17 protein-coding genes are annotated in these 18,798 nt (G+C 58.5%); 11 read left to right on the top strand and 6 right to left on the bottom strand.

Annotation, left to right across the window (positions count from 1 at the left end; genetic code table 11):
• The first annotated feature begins 38 nt into the window (after positions 1 to 38).
• The 4 genes from J122_RS05880 (at position 39) to J122_RS05895 (ending at position 5,774) form a co-directional block, all read left to right on the top strand.
• Positions 39 to 863, top strand: a complete 825-nt coding sequence (locus J122_RS05880) for an enoyl-CoA hydratase/isomerase family protein (RefSeq protein ID WP_061331609.1) — start codon at positions 39 to 41, stop codon at positions 861 to 863.
• 231 nt (positions 864 to 1,094) lie between these two features.
• The gene (locus J122_RS05885) at positions 1,095 to 3,053 is read left to right on the top strand and encodes an acetyl/propionyl/methylcrotonyl-CoA carboxylase subunit alpha (protein WP_061331610.1); all 1,959 of its coding nucleotides are present in this window, start codon (positions 1,095 to 1,097) and stop codon (positions 3,051 to 3,053) included.
• Positions 3,050 to 3,874, top strand: coding sequence for an SDR family oxidoreductase (locus J122_RS05890; protein ID WP_061331611.1), 825 nt, complete (start codon positions 3,050 to 3,052; stop codon positions 3,872 to 3,874). Before J122_RS05885 ends, J122_RS05890 begins: the two co-directional genes overlap by 4 nt.
• Before the next feature lie 70 nt (positions 3,875 to 3,944).
• Positions 3,945 to 5,774 (top strand): long-chain-acyl-CoA synthetase, encoded by a 1,830-nt coding sequence (locus J122_RS05895; protein ID WP_061331612.1) that lies wholly within the window; start codon positions 3,945 to 3,947, stop codon positions 5,772 to 5,774.
• Positions 5,775 to 6,166: 392 nt separating this feature from the next.
• Here J122_RS05895 and J122_RS05900 read toward each other — a convergent pair whose 3' ends face one another.
• Positions 6,167 to 7,147: an NADPH:quinone oxidoreductase family protein gene (locus J122_RS05900; RefSeq protein ID WP_061331613.1), complete on the bottom strand. Its 981-nt coding sequence runs from the start codon at positions 7,145 to 7,147 to the stop codon at positions 6,167 to 6,169.
• A 163-nt stretch (positions 7,148 to 7,310) separates the two neighbouring features.
• Entirely contained in the window at positions 7,311 to 7,880 is a 570-nt protein-coding gene (locus tag J122_RS05905) for a BLUF domain-containing protein (protein ID WP_061331614.1), read from the bottom strand.
• 223 nt (positions 7,881 to 8,103) lie between these two features.
• Here J122_RS05905 and J122_RS05910 point away from each other — a divergent pair, with 223 nt between their 5' ends.
• The 5 genes from J122_RS05910 to J122_RS05930 all read left to right on the top strand — a co-directional run bounded on the left by J122_RS05910 (position 8,104) and on the right by J122_RS05930 (position 12,771).
• Entirely contained in the window at positions 8,104 to 8,721 is a 618-nt protein-coding gene (locus J122_RS05910) for a trimeric intracellular cation channel family protein (protein ID WP_061331615.1), read from the top strand.
• Between the two features lie 137 nt (positions 8,722 to 8,858).
• Positions 8,859 to 10,157, top strand: a complete 1,299-nt coding sequence (locus J122_RS05915; RefSeq protein WP_061331616.1) for an NCS2 family permease — start codon at positions 8,859 to 8,861, stop codon at positions 10,155 to 10,157.
• 22 nt (positions 10,158 to 10,179) lie between these two features.
• Complete coding sequence (locus J122_RS05920) at positions 10,180 to 10,722, top strand: adenine phosphoribosyltransferase (protein ID WP_044384149.1); 543 nt, start codon at positions 10,180 to 10,182, stop codon at positions 10,720 to 10,722.
• 21 nt (positions 10,723 to 10,743) lie between these two features.
• Positions 10,744 to 11,406, top strand: a complete 663-nt coding sequence (locus J122_RS05925; RefSeq protein WP_061331617.1) for a fumarylacetoacetate hydrolase family protein — start codon at positions 10,744 to 10,746, stop codon at positions 11,404 to 11,406.
• Positions 11,407 to 11,466: 60 nt separating this feature from the next.
• Entirely contained in the window at positions 11,467 to 12,771 is a 1,305-nt protein-coding gene (locus J122_RS05930) for an ABC1 kinase family protein (RefSeq protein WP_061331618.1), read from the top strand.
• A 169-nt stretch (positions 12,772 to 12,940) separates the two neighbouring features.
• Here J122_RS05930 and J122_RS05935 read toward each other — a convergent pair whose 3' ends face one another.
• Positions 12,941 to 13,618 (bottom strand): SIR2 family NAD-dependent protein deacylase, encoded by a 678-nt coding sequence (locus tag J122_RS05935; RefSeq protein ID WP_061331619.1) that lies wholly within the window; start codon positions 13,616 to 13,618, stop codon positions 12,941 to 12,943.
• A 32-nt stretch (positions 13,619 to 13,650) separates the two neighbouring features.
• Positions 13,651 to 15,054 (bottom strand): FAD-binding oxidoreductase, encoded by a 1,404-nt coding sequence (locus J122_RS05940; RefSeq protein WP_061331649.1) that lies wholly within the window; start codon positions 15,052 to 15,054, stop codon positions 13,651 to 13,653.
• Between the two features lie 187 nt (positions 15,055 to 15,241).
• Between J122_RS05940 and serA the strand changes: the two genes are divergently transcribed.
• Both serA and J122_RS05950 read left to right on the top strand, forming a co-directional pair.
• Positions 15,242 to 16,471: a phosphoglycerate dehydrogenase gene (serA, locus tag J122_RS05945; RefSeq protein ID WP_061331620.1), complete on the top strand. Its 1,230-nt coding sequence runs from the start codon at positions 15,242 to 15,244 to the stop codon at positions 16,469 to 16,471.
• Positions 16,472 to 16,668: 197 nt separating this feature from the next.
• Entirely contained in the window at positions 16,669 to 16,953 is a 285-nt protein-coding gene (locus J122_RS05950) for a hypothetical protein (protein ID WP_061331621.1), read from the top strand.
• 88 nt (positions 16,954 to 17,041) lie between these two features.
• Here J122_RS05950 and J122_RS05955 read toward each other — a convergent pair whose 3' ends face one another.
• Positions 17,042 to 17,698, bottom strand: a complete 657-nt coding sequence (locus J122_RS05955; protein WP_061331650.1) for an OmpA family protein — start codon at positions 17,696 to 17,698, stop codon at positions 17,042 to 17,044.
• A 57-nt stretch (positions 17,699 to 17,755) separates the two neighbouring features.
• Positions 17,756 to 18,745 carry an alpha/beta hydrolase gene (locus tag J122_RS05960; RefSeq protein ID WP_061331622.1) on the bottom strand — a complete coding sequence of 330 codons (990 nt, stop codon included), beginning with the start codon at positions 18,743 to 18,745 and terminating at the stop codon, positions 17,756 to 17,758.
• Between the last annotated feature and the right edge of the window lie 53 nt (positions 18,746 to 18,798).

Raw genomic sequence — 18,798 nt, forward strand, 5'->3', positions numbered from 1 at the left:
CCGCCTCATGGCCCCAAACGTTTTACGTGGAGTCCTATATGGAATACCAACTACCACAATGCGAAACCCTGATACTTGAAAAACAGGGCCCGACGCTGCTCATTACGATTAACAGACCCGACGTCCGCAACGCCATGAGCCTCCACATGGTCGCGGAACTGTCCACCGTGTTCAGCGAAGTCGAACATGACGACAGCATCCGCGCCGTCGTCATCCGCGGGGCCGGGGGACACTTCTGCGCCGGCGGCGACATCAAAGACATGGCCGGCGCCCGGGGCCAGAAAGCCGGCGAAGGCCGCGACGACCCGTTCTACAAACTCAACCGCGCCTTCGGCCAGATGATCCAGCAGGTCAACGAATCCGCCAAAGTCGTCATCGCCATCACCGAAGGCGCCGTCATGGGCGGCGGCTTCGGCCTGGCCTGCGTCTCCGACCTCGCCATCGCCGGCCCGACTGCCAAATTCGGCATGCCGGAAACCACCCTCGGCGTCATCCCGGCCCAGATCGCCCCGTTCGTAGTAGAACGCATCGGCCTGACCCAGGCCCGTCGTCTGGCCCTGTTGGGATTGAGAATCGACGCAGCAGAAGCCTGCGCACTCGGCATCGTTCACCAGGTTGCAGAATCCGAAGTACAACTAAACGACATGCTGAACCAGGCACTGGAACGCGTTCGCCTTTGCGCCCCAAATGCCACGGCAGAAACCAAAGCCCTGCTGCACCGGGTGGGCCATGAAGCCATGGCCGGCCTACTGGATGACGCCGCGGAGAAATTCGCCGCGGCCATCCGGGGGCCAGAGGGGATGGAAGGTACCATGGCGTTCATGCAAAAGCGCGAACCAGATTGGGCCAGCAACAACAGCTAATTAACAACCAGAAGCCGCAGACCTTTAGTAAATCATCCTGCAGGCAAGAACAAAGTCAGCGGAAGCGCCGCTGGCGGGGAGGGCCTCCGGAAAATGTGCGGAGCCATGGATGGCGGAGCCCAAGCGCCACATGGATGTGCCGCAAGGAGCGTTTTTCCGGAGGCCCTCCCCGCCAGCGGTGCGCATGAGCACCCAAACACGCAGGCGCGTTTCAAGACAGGTGACATACAAATGCTAAAAAAACTACTCATCGCTAACCGCGGCGAAATCGCCGTCCGGGTCATCCAGACAGCCAAGGCGCTGGGCTACCGAACCGTTGCCGTCTACTCCGAAGCCGACGCCAACGCCCTGCACGTTGAACAAGCCGACGAAGCCGTCTGCATAGGCCCGGCACAAGTGGCCGCCTCCTACCTGAACGCCGACGCCATCCTCGATGCCGCCGCCAAAACCGGCGCCGACTGCATCCACCCCGGCTACGGCTTCCTATCGGAAAACGCCGGCTTCGCCAAAGCCATCAAACAGGCCGACCTCACCTTCGTAGGCCCGCCCGAAAACGCCATCGAACTCATGGGCAGCAAACGCCGCTCAAAAATCGCCATGCAGGAAGCCGGCGTACCGGTGGTTCCCGGATACGAGGGCAACAACGCCAGCGACGACGAGCTCATCACCGCTGCCAAAGACATTGGCTACCCCCTCATGCTCAAAGCTTCCGCAGGCGGCGGAGGCCGGGGCATGCGCCTGGTCGAGAGTGAAAGTGAGCTGGCCGACAACATCAAGCGGGCCCGCTCAGAAGCCAAGCAAGCCTTCGGCGACGACGAACTGATCATCGAAAAAGCCGTTATCGAACCCCGCCACGTGGAAATCCAGGTCTTTGCCGATCGCCACGGCAACGCCGTGTACCTGGGTGAACGGGATTGCTCCGTGCAGCGCCGGCACCAGAAAGTGGTTGAAGAAGCGCCCTCACCCTTTGTTACCCCTGAGTTGCGCAAAGCCATGGGCGAAGCGGCCGTCAAAGCCGCCCTGGCCTGCGGTTACGAAGGCGCCGGCACCGTGGAATTCCTGGTCGACAAAGACCGCAACTTCTACTTCCTGGAAATGAACACCCGCCTGCAGGTGGAACACCCGGTCACCGAACTGATCACTGGTCAGGACCTGGTGGCCTGGCAACTGATGGTCGCCGAAGGCCGGCCCCTGCCGCTGGCCCAGGACGAGATTGAACTCAACGGCCATGCCATCGAGGTGCGCCTGTACGCCGAAGACCCGGCCAACGGCTTTACTCCACAAACCGGCACCCTGCATCAATTTACCCCGGCCGAAGGGAAAGGATTGCGCTACGACACCGGCGTGCGCTCCGGCGATGTGGTCAGCCCCCATTACGACCCCATGCTGGCGAAAGTCATTGCCTGGGGCCAGAACCGGGACGAAGCTCGCCGCCGGCTGATCCGGGCCCTGGAAGATACCGCCGTATTTGGTGTGACCACCAACCGGCACTTCCTCAGTCGCATTATTGCCGACGACACCTTCGGTGCCGGTGAAGCCACCACCGCGTTCCTGCAACAGGCGTTCAAGGATGATCCATCCCTGGCGCCCCAGCCGCTCACCATCCGTGAACTGGCCCTGAGCGCCTGCGTTCTCAGCTTAAGCGGCACAGGTCAGGAGGGCTGGAGCAACGCCCCGGCTACGGTCATGCCCATGAAGCTGGAAACTCAAGATGACAGCCTGGGACTGCTGGTCCGCCACAGCGGCCACACACTGCAAGTATCCCACGGCGAAGAACATTACGAGCTGCAGCTGCAAAGCCATGAACCTGGCCTGCTATGCATTATCGACAACGGGGTTCGTCAGCGGTGCCAATACTACCGGAGCGGAGATTCCCTATATTTGCAGGCATTCGGGCGCTCCTGGTCAGTTCGGGACATCACCCACCAGCCGGCACAGGGTGCCCAAGGCGCCGGCAGTGGCAAGGTACAGGCCAGCATGGACGGCGGCATCATTGATGTGTTGGTGGCCGAAGGGGATCAGGTTGAACAGGGCCAGACTCTGGTAATCCTGGAAGCCATGAAAATGGAGCACCCGGTGAAAGCCGATCGCAGCGGCACCATCGGCCAATTGCTCGCCCGGCAGGGTGATCAGGTTAAACGGGGCCAACTGCTGGTTCAGGTAGAAGCTAACGAGGAGGCCGACGCATGAGCCGACTCCATCAACGCACCGTGTTCATCACCGGCGGCAGCCGGGGCATCGGCCGCGCCATCGCCCTGGCCTGCGCCCGGGAAGGCGCCAATGTGGTGATTGGCGCCAAGACTGATACACCGCATGCGAAACTACCGGGCACCATCCACACCGTGGCGGAGGAAATCCGCAACGCCGGCGGCCAGGCGCTGCCGCTGGTGCTGGACGTGCGGGATGAACGCCAGGTAAGGCAACGAATGGAAGAAGCCGCCAATCATTTCGGCGGCATCGACGCACTGGTCAACAACGCGGGCGCCATCCGCCTGACTGGTGTCGAAAACCTGAAGGTAAGCCGCTACGACCTGATGCACCAGGTCAATGCCCGGGCGGTGTTCACTTGCAGCCAGGCTGCCCTGCCCTGGCTGAAGGAATCCGGTGGCCACATCCTGAGCCTGTCGCCGCCACTGAACCTGAACACCCGGTGGTTTGCCCAATACGGGCCCTACACCACCACAAAATATGGGATGACCATGCTCAGTATGGGTATGGCCGAGGAATTCCGCCGCTACGGCATCGCCGTGAACTGCCTGTGGCCGAAAACACTGATCGCCACGGCGGCCATCGAGTACGAAGTGGGCGGGCCGCAACTCATGGCCCAGGGCCGCAAACCGGAGATCATGGCGGATGCGGCCATCAGCATTCTCTCCCGCACGGCAGAGGAACTGACGGGGCAGGCGCTGATTGATGAAGAGGTGCTTCGTCAGGATGGCATAGAGGATTTTGAACACTACCGGTACGCACAGGGCGACAAACCGCTACTGCCGGATCTGTTCCTGGATTAGCCGCGGGGCTCTTTGTGTTGCTCCGCGGTTCAAAACCTATAAAGACAATGACGACTGAAACGGAAGCAACATGAGCCAAGACATCGTAACCGCGCGCGACATCCTACGCAGCCTGCCAACGGTCCTGAAAAAATTCCCCTATGTGGCCAAGGGGCTTTATTACTACCGGCTGAAGGACGACAACAAAGACCTGACGCTGGGCCGGCTGGTTGAACGCAACGCCGACAAATACCCCCAACGCCCGGCCATTCTGTTTGATGACCGCACCATTACCTGGTCAGAGCTCGACGCCTGGAGCAACCGGATTGCCCATTACCTGAAAGATCAAGGACTGGTGAAGGGCGACGCCATTGCCGTGCTTCTGGATAACCGCCCGGAACTGCTGGCCACCGTGGTTGGCGCCGCCAAGGTCGGCGTGGCCTGCGCCATGCTGAATACCTCACAGAAGGGCAAGGTCCTGGCCCACAGCATCAACCTGATCCAGCCTCGTATGCTGGTGGTGGGCGCTGAGCTGGTTGACCACGCCGAGGGTGTGCGCGACGAGATCCAACTACGCCATACCAAGCCTCTGCAGTACCTGGCCGATGCCAATACCCTGAATACGTTTGGTGAAGAACCGCAGGGCTACACCAACATGGCGCTCGAAGTCAGCCAGCGGTCGTCCACCCGCCCCATGCTCTCCAACAACGTCACCATGGGCGATACGGCTGTTTATCTGTACACCTCCGGCACCACTGGCTTGCCCAAGGCCGCCCCTGGCTCACACCGCAAGTTTATCCGGGCCTATGGCGGCTTTGGCATGCTGTCCCTCGCCATGGAACCAGAAGACGTCCTGTACTGCACCCTGCCCCTGTATCACGGCACCGCGCTGCTGGTGTGCTGGGGTTCGGTACTGGCCGGAGGCTCCGCCATCGCCCTACGCCGCAAGTTCTCCGCCAGCGCGTTCTGGGACGACGTCCGAAAATACAACGCCACCACCTTCGGCTATGTCGGCGAACTCTGCCGCTACCTGCTGAACCAGCCCGCCAGCGCACAGGACCGCAACCATGGCCTGACCAAAATGATCGGCAATGGCCTGCGCCCGTCTATCTGGACTGAGTTCAAGGAGCGCTTCGGCATCGACAAAGTGGCCGAGCTGTACGCCTCGTCTGAGGGCAACATCGGCTTCAGCAACTTCTTCAACATGGACAACACCGTGGGTTTCTCCACTGCCCCGTACAAGCTGGTGAAGTACCACGAAGGCACCCGTGACCCGATCCGCAATGACAAAGGCCGCCTGGAAGAAGTGAAGAAAGGCCAGCCAGGTTTGCTGATCGGCGAGATCAACAAGAAGTGGGCGTTCGAGGGCTACACCCAAAAAGAGGCCACGGAAAAATCGATCCTTCGTGATGCCTTCAAAAAAGGCGATGCCTGGTTCAACACCGGCGATGTGCTGAAGGAAATCGGCTGCCGGCACCTGCAGTTTGTCGACCGCATGGGCGATACCTTCCGCTGGAAAGGGGAGAACGTTTCCACCACCGAAGTGGAAAACATCATCGACGGCTCCGGCATGGTTCAGGAGGCGATTGTCTACGGCGTGGAGATTCCGAACACCAATGGCAAAGCCGGCATGGTGACGCTGGTGCCGCAGAATCCGGAGGCGTCCTTTGATGCGGACAAGCTATTTGCTTACCTTCAGGACAATTTGCCACCGTATGCGATACCGGTATTCGTGCGGGTAACCCACGCCATCGAGAAGACGGGCACGTTCAAGTACCGGAAGGTGGATATTCAGAAGCTTGGCTACTCTCTGTCCAGCCCCCATGAGGAAGTTTATGCGTGGCTGCCGGGCGCATCCGGGTATACGCAGCTTACGCCGGAGTTGGTGGCCGATATCGATGCTGGTGGTGTTCGGTTCTGACTTTTGGTGGTGGGGTCTAGTTCGGCCCTAGCCTGCCGGGTTTCGGGGGTGGTGAGAGTGGGGACTCCCTCCCAAAAAACGCTACGAGCACATCCATGTGCGCTTCGCTCCGGCCATCCATGGCCTCCGAGATTTTTGGGAGGGAGTCCCCACTCTCACCCTCGAATTTCGGGGCAATAGTCAGCAAAAACAGGACTCACCAGCGTCATTATTCAGATGACTATTCCTCGATGCTCGAACGCCGGGTTGGGGACGTCTTCCAAAAAATCTTGAGGGCCAGGGATGGCCCGAACGAAGCGCACATGGATGTGCTCGTAGCGTTTTTTTGGAAGACGTCCCCAACCCGGCGCACACCTGAACCAGAAGGCTAGGAAACCAGCTCAGACCAAGGTTCAGGAACCAACCCGAAGAACAATCTTACCCGTGGCACGGCGACCGGTCAGGGCACCCAGAGCCTCGGCGTACTGGTCGAATTCGAATACCTCGCTGACCTTCGGGTCGATTTTGCCCTCGCTGTACAGCTGCAACAGCTCCATCATGTTCTTCGCACTAGCCTCCGGCTCCCGCTGGGTGAAGCTGCCCCAGAACACCCCGACCACCGAACAGCCCTTCAGCAACGTCAGGTTTGCCGGTACCTTTGGAATATCGCCTGCGGCAAAGCCGATGATCAAGTGGCGGCCGTTCCAGGCCATAGAACGCAGGGCCTGTTCGGTGAAGTCGCCGCCGACCGGGTCGTAGATCACGTCCACACCCTTGCCTTTGGTGAGCTTCTTCACCGCTTCTTTCAGGGATTCTTCAGAGTAGTTGATCAGCTCATCAGCGCCGGCGGCCTTGGCCACCTCCAGCTTTTCGGCTGTGCTGGCCGCCGCGATTACCTTTGCGCCCATGGCCTTGCCTAGTTCAACGGTCGCCAGACCAACACCACCGGTGGCGCCAAGCACCAGCAAGGTCTCGCCAGGCTGAATGTTAGCCCGCTGTTTCAGCGCATAATAGGAGGTGCCATACACCATCATGAAACCGGCCGCCTGTTCGTAAGGCATGCCGTCTGGTAGGGGCAACAGATTGGATTCAGGGGCAACCACTTCTTCAGCAAACGCACCCCAGCCTGTGAGGGCCGCCACCCGGTCACCTGGCTTGAAGTGGGTCACTTTCTCGCCCACTTCGAGCACTTCACCCGCCAGCTCGCCGCCCGGTGAAAACGGCATGGGTGGCTGCAGTTGGTATTTGCCCTCTATGATCAGGGTATCCGGGAAGTTGAGGCCCGCGGCCTTCACCCGGATTTTCACGCCCCGGCCCTTGGCCTCCGGGCTTGGGATGTCTTCAATAACCAGGTTTTCGGCAGGTCCGTATTCTTTGCACAGAATGGCTTTCATGATCTCTCCTGATACCTTGGGGCCGATCAGCGTAACTGCAGTGTTCGGGCTCAAGCGGCGTCTTGTTCAGCTTTTTTATTGAATCGCACCAAGCTAAACGCAGTTGCATCATGAAGCAAATCAAGATCGCTTATCGTTTCGTATAAACCACGCTGATTCAGCCCTACAACATAGTCGCGCTGACCGCCAGCGCCACGACCAGGCCCACCGCAGCAACAACCAGCCCGGCTTTAAGGCCTGGTGACAGCGTTTGTGGGGCGGGTGACGTACTGCGGACCGGCTCGTCGTAGTTGACCAGCTTCTGGTCCTGACTGGAGCGGCGGATCAGGTCGATCATTTCTTCACACTGGGTGCTGTCAAAAGCGGATGGATTGAACTCTGGCAAGTGGTGCTTCTGAAGAAATGCCTGAACATCTGCAGAGGCCGGCACGTACTTCATCGACCAGTTTGTGAACGACCGCTCGGCCACCGGCTCCTCGATCAACGTCCGGACATTACGATGCCTTGGGTCCTGAAGAATTCTCTGGTAAGTGTCCCGAACGGCTTCTTCTTCGCCTTCCAGGTATTGGAAAAAGCGGTTGTCACCGTAATACAGCCCGCCCACAAGGCCCACTTTTCCGTTGTTCCGACGAGACACAAGCAGAATACGGGCAACGTGGGGCTCAACCCCTTTCTCCAGAGGTTTGGCTTCAAAGGTTGCTTCACTGGCGTAGGCAAGGCGAATCAGCGGCATTTATGGTGTACTCCGGATCAATGAAAACAGGGGTCGTTGAACATACGCCATGTCAGCGGCTGGCAGATCACTCTTCAGGTAATTCTGTATCCTGTCTCCGTTCTTCATCATTTCTCGGCACAGGTGGGGTGCCGTCAGGTGAATCCAAGCCCGTTTTCGGCTATCCTTCGCACTCCCGTTTGATCACCCTTGCTTACGTACACTTTCTGCCCCAGAGCCGGCCATGTTCGACATCATCTATACACTTGAAATGATTGGGGTTGTGGCATTTGCCATTTCCGGCATGATTGTCGCTCGTTCGAAGAACATGGACCCGGTGGGCATTTTTGCCATCGGTTTTATTACTGCGCTGGGTGGCGGCACGTTGCGGGATCTGATCATGGATAACCACCCGCTGTACTGGATCAAGCACCAGGAGCAGCCTATCCTGATTCTGGCCATGGCGATTGTATTCAGTTACTGGAGCCGGGCGCACAGCCTCAAGGAATCCCGTATTGTTTTCCCGGATGCCATTGGCCTCGGCATTTTCTCGATTCTCGGCGCCCAGTTGGCGCTGGACCTGGGCCACTCCTGGTTTATCGCGTCCATGCTCGGCGTAATGACGGGCTGCTTCGGCGGCGCACTGCGCGACACTCTGTGCAACGAAGTGCCCTTCATCTTTCGTAAGGATCAGATCTACGCCTCCATCGCATTCGCCGGATGCTGGCTGTACTTTGTGTGCCAGTGGTTACTGGAAAGCGAGTCTATCGCCCTGACCATCGGCCTGTTGTTCATAGTAACCGTACGCATGCTGGCCGTCCGTTTCGATATCCGGCTACAGCGAGATCACAGCACGGGCTGAACGGTCAATCATTCCCTGGCCTTGGCCTGAGACCCGTGAGCCGGTAAGATTGCCGTTTTTTCACCCAGTTCACGATTTCCGCACGTAAACAGAGTTTCAAACCCCAACCCAGGCATCCCGAGAGGCAGACCCCCGTCATGCTTGAACGACTGTTCCAACTCCAGGCCCACGGCACCAATGTTCGTAAAGAAGTGGTAGCGGGCATTACCACCTTCCTGACCATGGCGTACATCATCGTGGTCAACCCCAGCCTACTGTCCTCCACCGGCATGGATTTCGGTGCGGTATTTGTTGCGACCTGCCTGGCGGCAGTGATCGGCACCCTGATTATGGGCTTGTGGGCCAACTACCCGATCGCACTGGCCCCGGGCATGGGCCTGAACGCGTTCTTCTCGTTCACCGTGGTAGGCAGCATGGGGTACACCTGGCAGGTGGCCCTGGGCGCGGTATTTCTCTCCGGTTTTCTGTTCTTCCTGCTGAGCATCTTCAAGGTGCGGGAGTGGATCATCAATTCCATTCCCATGTCTTTGCGGTTTGGTATTTCTGCCGGCATTGGCTTCTTCCTGGCCCTGATTGCCCTGAAAAACGCCGGCATTGTAGTGGATCACCCCGCGACGCTGGTCAGCCTGGGTGACGTCATGGTGCCAGAGGCACTGCTTTTCTTCGGTGGTTTTGTGCTGATCTGTGCGCTGTCTTTCCGTCAGATCACCGGTTCTGTGATGATCGGCATTATCGCCATTACCGTGATCGCGATGATGCTGGGCATGGTGGAGTATCAGGGGCTTGTGTCGGCCCCACCAAGCATTGCCCCCACCTTTATGCAGCTAGACCTGGCTGGCGCCCTGAACGTAGGCATGATCAGCGTGGTGTTTGCCTTCCTGTTTGTGGACCTGTTCGATACTTCCGGCACCCTGGTGGGCGCTGCCCAAAAAGGCGGCCTGCTGGATAAGGATGGCAAGCTGCCGCGCCTGGGCCGGGCCCTGATGTCAGATTCGGTAGCAACCATGGCGGGCTCTGCACTGGGTACATCCACCACCACCAGCTATGTGGAATCCACCGCCGGTATCGCGGCAGGTGGCCGCACCGGCCTGACCGCCGTCGTGGTCGCCCTGCTGTTCCTGGCCTGCCTGCTGTTCTCACCCATTGCCAGCGTTATCCCGCCTTACGCAACGGCCCCGGCGTTGCTTTACGTTGCCTGTCTGATGGCCAGCGGTCTGAAACTGGTGGACTGGGACGACATCACCGACATCGCACCGGCCATCGTCACCGCCTTGATGATGCCGCTGACGTTTTCTATCGCCCATGGTATTGCCCTCGGCTTTATCACCTACGTGGCAGTCAAGGCCCTGGCCGGCAAATGGTCTGATCTGAACTGGAGCGTCACCACCATCGCCGTTGTCTTCGTTCTGAAATTCATGTTTCTGGATCTGGCGTAAGCCGGGTCCACACAGGTGAGTTATGGATTATTTTTCCGAGAGTATAAAGAAAGCCATCCGCACCGTGCCGGACTGGCCAAAGCCCGGGGTTTCCTTCCGGGATATCACCACGGTTCTGCAAGACAAGACCGCATTTCGCAAGCTGATTGACGCCTTTGTGCACCGCTACCACGGACAGCACATCGATGCCGTGGCAGCAGTGGATGCCCGCGGTTTTATCATCGGCTCAGCCCTCGCCTATGAGCTTAATGCCTCACTGGTGCTGGTGCGCAAGAAAGGCAAGCTGCCCTTTGATACCCTGGTGGAAGACTACGAGCTGGAATATGGCACCGCGTCGGTGGAGCTGCACAAAGACGCCTTCAAGCCGGGCGATAAAGTGGTACTGGTAGACGACCTGATCGCCACCGGCGGTACCATGCTGGCCGCTACCCGGCTCATCCGCCGCATCGGTGCGGAGATCGTGGAAGTAGCGGCGATGATCGACCTGCCGGACCTGGGCGGTTCGCGCAAGCTGCAGGAAGAAGGCCTGCAGGTTTATACTGTGTGTTCGTTCGAGGGAGAATAATTACCGTTACAGGAGGCGACCATGCCCGATTATCAGCATCACTGGAAAGATGGCACACCGGTTCATCTGCCCCTGGGCAAAGTCGTGTGTATTGGTCGCAACTACGCCGAACACGCCCGGGAACTGAATAACCCGGTGCCGGATGAGCCGCTGCTGTTTATCAAACCTTCAACGGCAGCGGTGCACATCACCCGCCCTCTGGACTTCCCCCGCAATCATGGCGAAGTCCACTTCGAAACCGAGCTGGCCGTGCTCATCGGCCGGCCGCTCACCAACGCTTCTGCCAGCGAAGCCGAGGGTGCCATTCTGGGCTACGGCCTGGCGCTGGACCTGACGCTGCGGGATGTACAAAGCAAGCTCAAGGAGAAAGGCCAGCCCTGGGAGCGGGCCAAGGCCTTTGACGGCGCCTGCCCGCTCTCCCCGTTTGTGGCTGCCGACAAGCTTCCCAAAGGCAACATCCGTTTCACTCTGGACATAAACGGACAACGCCAACAGACCGGCGACACCCGTGATATGCTGAACCCAATTGTGCCGCTGATCGCCCACATGAGCAGCCAGTTCACCCTGCAGCCCGGGGACGTGGTGCTGACCGGAACTCCCAAAGGCGTCGGGCCACTGGTCTCCGGCCAGACCCTGTCGCTGGAACTGGAAGATGTGCTGTTTGTGGAGACAACAGTGGTCTGATTTGCCCGCCTGAACGCATATTCAGGCGAACCACGCGTTTCAGGGGAAACAGACAGGACCATGGCGAAGAAACCAGTTACGTCCCGTACAGGACGCTTCTTCAAACTCGCGGGCATGACCGCCTCCGTGGCGGGCCAGTACGCGGGCCAGAGGGCCCGGCGCATGTTCCGCACGGTCGACGACGAAGGCGCTCGTAGCGAAAGTTACACCCGTATGGCCGGCGAGATTGCCGACACCTTGGGTGAACTCAAGGGTGCAGTGATGAAGGTGGGGCAAATTGCGTCCCAGACCCAGGACTTCCTGCCCAAAGAGTTTTCCCAGGCTCTGGAAAAACTCCAGAAAGAAGCCCCACCCATGCCTTTCGATGTGATTCTCGCGCAGGTCGAGAGCGAGCTGGGCAAACCGGTGGGCGAGCTGTTCGAGTACCTGCAGGAAACCCCGTACGCCTCCGCCTCCATCGGCCAGGTACATCGTGCTCGGCTGCACGACGGCACGGATGTGATCGTCAAGGTGCAGTACCCCGGCGTGGATGAATCCTGCGACTCCGACCTGAAACAGCTACGCCTGGCCCTGAAACTGGGCGGCCTGCTGAAAATGCCCAAGGAGACCGTTGATCAGCTGTTCGGTGAAATTCGTGAACGCCTTAAGGAAGAACTGGACTACGAAAACGAAGCCCGCAATCTCAAGCTCTTTCACGAATTCCACAAAGACCAGCCCTGGGTTGTTATTCCGGAGGTGGTCGACAGCCACTCCACCCGGCGGGTACTGACCCTGGAGCTGGTTGAAGGCGACCACGTCAGCCAGGTGACCCCGGAACGCTACAGCCAGGAAACCCTCAACGACATCGGCCATCGTATCTTCACCATCATGGCCGACCAGTTGTTCCGCTTCCAGTGCATCCACGGCGACCCACACGCCGGCAACTTCGCCTACCGGCCGGACGGCACTATCATCATGTATGACTTTGGCTGTGTAAAAAAATTGAAGCCGGAAATCGTGGAGGCGTACCGGAAAGCTTTGATCGCGGCTCTGGATGAAGACTACCAAGCACTTGATCAATACCTTATCGACCTGGGTGCCCGCGTGGATAACCAACCAGCAGTAGACGAAGCCTACTACGCCATGTGGCGGGACATCCTGATCACTCCGTTCCTGAATGATGAGCCTTACGACTTTGCCGAGGCCGACATCCACAAGCACGTAGCGGCAAAAACCAGCACCGTGTTCAAGTACTTGGATTACTTCAAGCCACCCGTGGAGAGCATCTTTATAGACCGGATGATTGCAGGGCACTACTGGATGTTAAAAAGGCTGGGCGTACAGGCGGCCTTTAGATCAGAACTCGAGAAATACCTCCGTGGTTGAGGCAAGAGTCCTGTCGGGGGGGGGCAACTACCGAGCGCAGTGCTGCTATGGGGAGGGCTTTCCAAAACACGCTCCTTGCGGCACATCCCTGTGACGCTTGGGCTCCGCCATCCATGGCTCCGCACAGTTTTGGAAAGCCCTCCCCATAGCAGCACTCCAAACATGGGTGCTAGGTCAACGTCGAGACCCACTCACTCAAGCCGTCACTCGCACTTTTGCGAATGACCCTTGCCCTGGAAACCGAGGCAGGCTCGCCGGGATCAATCACCGTGATGGGCACATCAATATCCACTTCATAAACCAGGCCGGCAGCCGGGTATACCTGCAGGGACGTGCCCACGATTAACAGCCGGTCAGCGGTACGGACCACTTCCGCCGCCGCATCCAGCATCGGCACTTCCTCACCGAACCAGACAATATGCGGCCGCAGCTGAGTGCCGCGTTCGCATACATCGCCGGGGTGAATTTCCTTGTAGCCGATGTCGTAGATCAGCTCGGGGAAACCAGAGCTGCGGGCCTTGGTGAGTTCGCCGTGAAGGTGTAGCACGTTGGTGGAGCCGCCCCGCTCGTGCAGGTCATCCACGTTCTGGGTAACCACCGTGACGCGGTAGCGGCTTTCCAGCTCGGCCAGCAGGCGATGGGCAGGATTGGGCTGAGCGGATTCCAGCTGGTGCCGGCGCTCATTGTAGAAACGCAGCACCAGTTCCTGATTACGGGCAAAGGCCTCCGGCGTGGCCACGTCGTACACGCTGTGTTGCTCCCACAGGCCGCCGCTGTCGCGGAAGGTGGAGAGACCGCTTTCAGCGCTGATACCAGCGCCGGTGAGCACGACTATGTGTTCCTGCACTCGCCGAAAACCTCGCCTTCAACGAACCCGGATCAATCGAAAATCTTGCCCGGGTTCATGATGCCATTGGGGTCGAACACCTGCTTGATGCCGCGCAGATAGGCAATTTCCGCCTCGCTGCGGGTGTACTGCAGGTAGGGCTTCTTGGTCATGCCCACACCGTGTTCGGCGGACACACTGCCCTGATAGCGTTCGACGATCTCAAACACCCACTTGTTCACCTGCTGGCATTTCTCGAAGAAATCCTCGTTAGCCATACCTTCAGGCTTGAGAATGTTCAGATGCAGATTGCCGTCACCAATATGACCGAACCAGATGATCTCGAAGTCCGGGTAGTGATCGGTCACCACACTCTCGATTTCCTGCAGGAAACCCGGCACTTTTGACACCACCACGGAAATGTCATTCTTGTAAGGGGTACGCGGGGCAATCGACTCGGAAATCCGCTCCCGCAGCTGCCACAGGTTCTGGGCCTGGGTTTCGCTCTGGCTGATCACGCCATCCAGTACCCAGCCTTCCTCTACGCAGTGCTCGAACAGCGCCATGGCGTCGTCCATCACCTGGTCAGAGACTGCCTCGAACTCCAGCAGCGCATAGTAAGGTGCTTCAGTTTCAAACGGGGCCTGCACCTGGCCGTGAGCCAGAACGTGGCCCATGGCCTGATGGGAGAAGAACTCGTAGGCGGTCAGGTCCAGCTTGCTCTGGAACTTCTGCAGCACATCCATGGTGTTGGTCAGGTCCCCCAGCCCCAGCACCAGCACCGTCAGGTTGTCTGGCTGGCGGGTGAGCTTCATGGTGGCTTCGGTAATAAAGCCCAGGGTACCCTCGGCACCGATAAACAGATGGCGCAGGTCGTAGCCGGTGTTGTTCTTTTCCAGGTCCTTGTTCAGGTCCAGGATATCGCCCTTACCGGTGACCACTTTCAGGCCAGCCACCCAGTCGCGGCTCATGCCGTAGCGGATCACCTTGATGCCACCGGCATTGGTGGACAGGTTGCCGCCGAGCTGGCTGGAACCCGCTGAGGCAAAATCCACCGGGTAGTACAGGCCGTTTTCTTCGGCAAAATTCTGCAACTGTTCAGTCACCACCCCAGCCTGACAGCGCACAATTCGGTCGCTGGCGTTGAAATCCAGAATCTGATTCATGTTGTCGAACGCGACGACCACCTCACCGTTCGCCGCCACCGCACCGGCACTCAAACCCGTGCGTCCGCCTGAGGGCACCAGCGCTATCTGGTGCTCATTGGCAAACTTCACCAGCGCCTGCACCTGCTCAGTGGTCTTGGGCAGAACAATTGCCAGTGGTTTGGGAGGATAAATCTTGGTCCAGTCCTTGCCGTAGGTGTCCAGGTCGGCCGGGTCCGTCAGCACTTTTCCCGGTGCGTCACCGGCGGCCACCAGCTCTTTCAGGGAAGCAATGATCTGTTCGGAATTCATGGATGCGTCAGTCTCGTCAGGTTTGGGCCGGGCCTGTGGTTCGGCGATTCGCAAGGAATTGATTCAGGCAAACCGGCGCGCTGTGAAAAGTTCCTTTTATGGTATCATACCGCCCCTGTTCTGTGAGCCGGGTTGACGATCCCCGGCCGCGGTCATTTCACGTGACGAAAGGTTCGGAAGCAAGCCCATGTCAAATACGTCTCTCGAAAAGAGCAAAATCCGGATCCTGCTGCTGGAAGGCGTGCATCAATCCGCCATTGATACCCTGAACGCTGCGGGTTACACCAACATTGAGTACCTGTCCCATTCCCTGGGCGAGGAAGAGCTGATCGAGAAGATTGCCGATGCGCACTTCGTCGGTATCCGCTCCCGCACCCAGTTGACCGAGAAGGTATTTGACGCCGCCAAAAAGCTGGTGGCCGTGGGCTGTTTCTGTATTGGCACCAACCAGGTCGACCTGCAAGCCGCCACCCGCCGTGGTGTTGCGGTATTCAACGCACCGTTTTCCAACACTCGCTCCGTCGCCGAGCTGGTATTGGCCCAGGCCATCCTGCTGCTGCGCGGCGTGCCTGAGAAGAGCGCCAAGGCGCACCGGGGCGAATGGCTGAAATCCGCCAAGAACAGCTACGAAATCCGTGGCAAGAAGCTTGGCATCATCGGCTACGGCAATATCGGTACCCAGTTCAGTGTTCTGGCCGAAGGCTTGGGCATGGATGTGTACTTCTACGATGTGGTCTCCAAGCTGTCGATTGGTAATGCCACCCAGGTAGGCACCCTGCAGGAACTGCTGAACATCGCAGACGTGGTTTCCCTGCACGTACCGGAAACGCCGGCCACCAAGTACATGTTCAAGGCCGAGCAGTTCGCCCAGATGAAGCCTGGCTCCATCCTGATGAACGCATCCCGGGGCACCGTGGTCGACATTGACGCCCTGGCCGACGCCCTCCGTTCCGGCAAGCTGCTGGGTGCTGCGGTAGACGTGTTCCCGGTTGAGCCGAAGTCCAACGATGAAGAGTTCATCTCTCCGCTGCGCGAGTTCGACAACTGCATCCTGACCCCCCACGTGGGCGGTTCTACCATCGAGGCTCAGGAAAACATCGGTCGCGAAGTGGCCGAGAAGCTGGCCATGTACAGCGACAACGGCACCTCCGTATCCTCTGTGAACTTCCCGGAAGTGGCCCTGCCGTCGCACCCGAACCAGCACCGCCTGCTGCACATCCACGAGAACGTGCCGGGCGTGATGTCCGAGATCAACCAGGTATTCTCCGAGAACGGCATCAACGTGTGTGGCCAGTACCTGCAAACCAAGGAGGACATCGGTTACGTGGTGATTGATGTCGACAAAGCCTACGGTGAGCTGGCACTGGAAAAACTGCGCCAGGTGAAAGGCACTATCCGTTGTCGGGTACTGTTCTGAGCGCAGTGCTTACGCAAAAAACCGGGGCCTGGCTCCGGTTTTTTTATGCCATTTCGGGCCACAATACCCCGAATCAAGGTGACTTCAACAAAACTTAATCCTGACGCCCTTGAGTTTCCAGCACCCGAGGCCATGCTGGTAGGTACCACTCATTGAAACGGTCGTGGTAAATGCCCGGCCCGACAGGAGAGTTAGCTATGTCATTGAAGGATTCTTTGCAGCGAAAACTGGAAACCCAGACCGAGCACTGGAGCAAACAGATCGAAAGTCTGAGAGCTGAGGCCAATGAGAAAATTGCCAAAGCAAAGGACGAAGAAGCTGAGGCCAAGATTCAGAGGGACTTCTCAGAACGCATCCAGGCCATGGAAGACCAGATTGAAACGGCCCGAACCAAGCTGGGCGAGCTGAAGGAGTCTGGCGAGAACCAGCTGGATGAACTCAAAAAACGCATTGATGAGTGGCTGCCCAGTAACACCAACTGATGCCACACCTGCCAACACGGCAAACAAAAAGCCCCGGTCTTTGCAGCCGGGGCTTTTTCGTTGGGCGATGGCAAAACCCGGCCGGGCTTTACTGCATCGGCACCAGAGTCAACTCAACACGACGGTTCTGCTCACGGCCAGAAGCGGTGTCGTTGGAGGCGATCGGGTAACGCTGGCCATAGCCCACAGCGCGGGTCCGGCGCGGCTCAATACCCTGATTCAGCAGGAAGTCACGAACGGATGACGCGCGGCGCTCTGATAACAGCTGGTTGTAGTTTTCAGATCCTGTGCTGTCGGTGTGGCCTTCGATCTGGATAATCGTCTTGTCGAATTCCTTGAGCACCAGAGCCACGGATTCCAGGGTGTCGTTGAAGCCAGGGCGGATGGTGGACTGGTTGGTATCGAAAGTGATGTTGCCAGGCATGATCAATTCAATCTGGTCACCGTTACGAACCACCCGAACGCCAGTGCCTTCCAGCTTATGACGCAGCTCGGCTTCCTGACGATCCATGTAGTAGCCGATACCGCCGCCGATGGCCGCCCCACCAGCCGCACCGATCAACGCGCCCTTGCCGCGGTCACTTTTGCTGGAGGTTGCCGCACCCACAGCAGCACCACCGATAGCACCAATAATACTGCCCTTGGTGGCACTGGAGGTCTTCTCCTCACCAGTGTAAGGGTCGTAAGTCATACAGCCACTGAGGCCAACGGTTGCCACTGCAAAGGCAAGAATGGTCTTTTTCACTGCTATCTCCTGCTTCAGTTCCTGACTGGCGGCCACCAAGTGGCGCAAACCAATGTGTTATTCCGCGAACGTATCAATAATGGTGTTAAACACCGTCGCCTGCAAATCCTGCGCTTCGTTTACCAGATGATGACGCCCATCCGGGATTCTTTGTTCCCTTACTGAGGCAAATTTATTCCGGATAATCCGCAAATTGTGCTGCCAGTCCACGGTCAGATCCTTTTCCCCCTGGACCACCGTCACCGGAAAATCCACCGGCCGTGCCGATTCTATATGTGGCACCCATTTACGCAGGGCCGTCACCCAATCCACATGCACGGCTCTGGCCTGGAGGGGATCATGCTCCCGCAGGAAGTCCAGAAAGCGCGCGTTGCCACTGTTGGCTCCGAACACCCTCCGCCAGCGGGTCAGGAACGGCTTGACCAGACTGTGCAGAATCTTGGCGCCCAACCACCCCATGGGACGAACCAGTGGCGCCAGCAACACCACCCTGCGGAAATCCGAGGTTTCCCGGTTATGGTGATTCGATAACAGGTAGTCGATCAGAATCGCCCCACCCGTACTCTGGCCTACCGCAAACCAGGGGCCGCGGATTTTATCCCGCACATGGGCCATCACCTCCGACAACACCGCCTGGTACTCCAGAAAGCTACCTATGGCTGCCGGCGTACCGCTGGACAACCCGTGCCCGGGCTGATCGTAGGCCAAGACATCAAAACCGGCCCCAAGGCAGCGGTCAATCAGCTGCGTGTACAGCCCCACATGATCAAAGTAACCATGCAGAATGAACACCGTGCCTTTGGGGGCAGACGACTCCGGCAGCCGGAAGTAATGAACCATCACCTCATGCCGTTCAGCCTTGATGTAACCCTGATGGTAAGTAACCTCCGGGTGCTCTACCCATAAGTCCAGGCCATAAAAACGGCAGTAGGCCTCCATCTCGACACTGAGTTCACGGTTGATGGCCGGATCAAAGGGTTCCAGACGATCCAGCAAAGAATGTCTGTCCCAGTTCGGAATTTCTATGGTATCTGTTTTCCAGTACACGTAGAGTTAAACGCCTGTCATGAATCGAGAATTGTTCGACATCCTAACGCATT

Source organism: Marinobacter excellens LAMA 842, assembly GCF_001574445.1.
GTDB classification, from domain to species: Bacteria; Pseudomonadota; Gammaproteobacteria; order Pseudomonadales; family Oleiphilaceae; genus Marinobacter; species Marinobacter shengliensis.

Excerpts from the sequence above, each read along its gene's own strand:
- J122_RS05880 (WP_061331609.1), top strand. The coding sequence starts at position 39 with ATGGAATACCAACTACCACAATGCGAAACCCTGATACTTGAAAAACAG.
- J122_RS05885 (WP_061331610.1), top strand. The coding sequence starts at position 1,095 with ATGCTAAAAAAACTACTCATCGCTAACCGCGGCGAAATCGCCGTCCGG.
- J122_RS05890 (WP_061331611.1), top strand. The coding sequence starts at position 3,050 with ATGAGCCGACTCCATCAACGCACCGTGTTCATCACCGGCGGCAGCCGG.
- J122_RS05895 (WP_061331612.1), top strand. The coding sequence starts at position 3,945 with ATGAGCCAAGACATCGTAACCGCGCGCGACATCCTACGCAGCCTGCCA.
- J122_RS05900 (WP_061331613.1), bottom strand. The coding sequence starts at position 7,147 with ATGAAAGCCATTCTGTGCAAAGAATACGGACCTGCCGAAAACCTGGTT.
- J122_RS05905 (WP_061331614.1), bottom strand. The coding sequence starts at position 7,880 with ATGCCGCTGATTCGCCTTGCCTACGCCAGTGAAGCAACCTTTGAAGCC.
- J122_RS05910 (WP_061331615.1), top strand. The coding sequence starts at position 8,104 with ATGTTCGACATCATCTATACACTTGAAATGATTGGGGTTGTGGCATTT.
- J122_RS05915 (WP_061331616.1), top strand. The coding sequence starts at position 8,859 with ATGCTTGAACGACTGTTCCAACTCCAGGCCCACGGCACCAATGTTCGT.
- J122_RS05920 (WP_044384149.1), top strand. The coding sequence starts at position 10,180 with ATGGATTATTTTTCCGAGAGTATAAAGAAAGCCATCCGCACCGTGCCG.
- J122_RS05925 (WP_061331617.1), top strand. The coding sequence starts at position 10,744 with ATGCCCGATTATCAGCATCACTGGAAAGATGGCACACCGGTTCATCTG.
- J122_RS05930 (WP_061331618.1), top strand. The coding sequence starts at position 11,467 with ATGGCGAAGAAACCAGTTACGTCCCGTACAGGACGCTTCTTCAAACTC.
- J122_RS05940 (WP_061331649.1), bottom strand. The coding sequence starts at position 15,054 with ATGAATTCCGAACAGATCATTGCTTCCCTGAAAGAGCTGGTGGCCGCC.
- serA (WP_061331620.1), top strand. The coding sequence starts at position 15,242 with ATGTCAAATACGTCTCTCGAAAAGAGCAAAATCCGGATCCTGCTGCTG.
- J122_RS05950 (WP_061331621.1), top strand. The coding sequence starts at position 16,669 with ATGTCATTGAAGGATTCTTTGCAGCGAAAACTGGAAACCCAGACCGAG.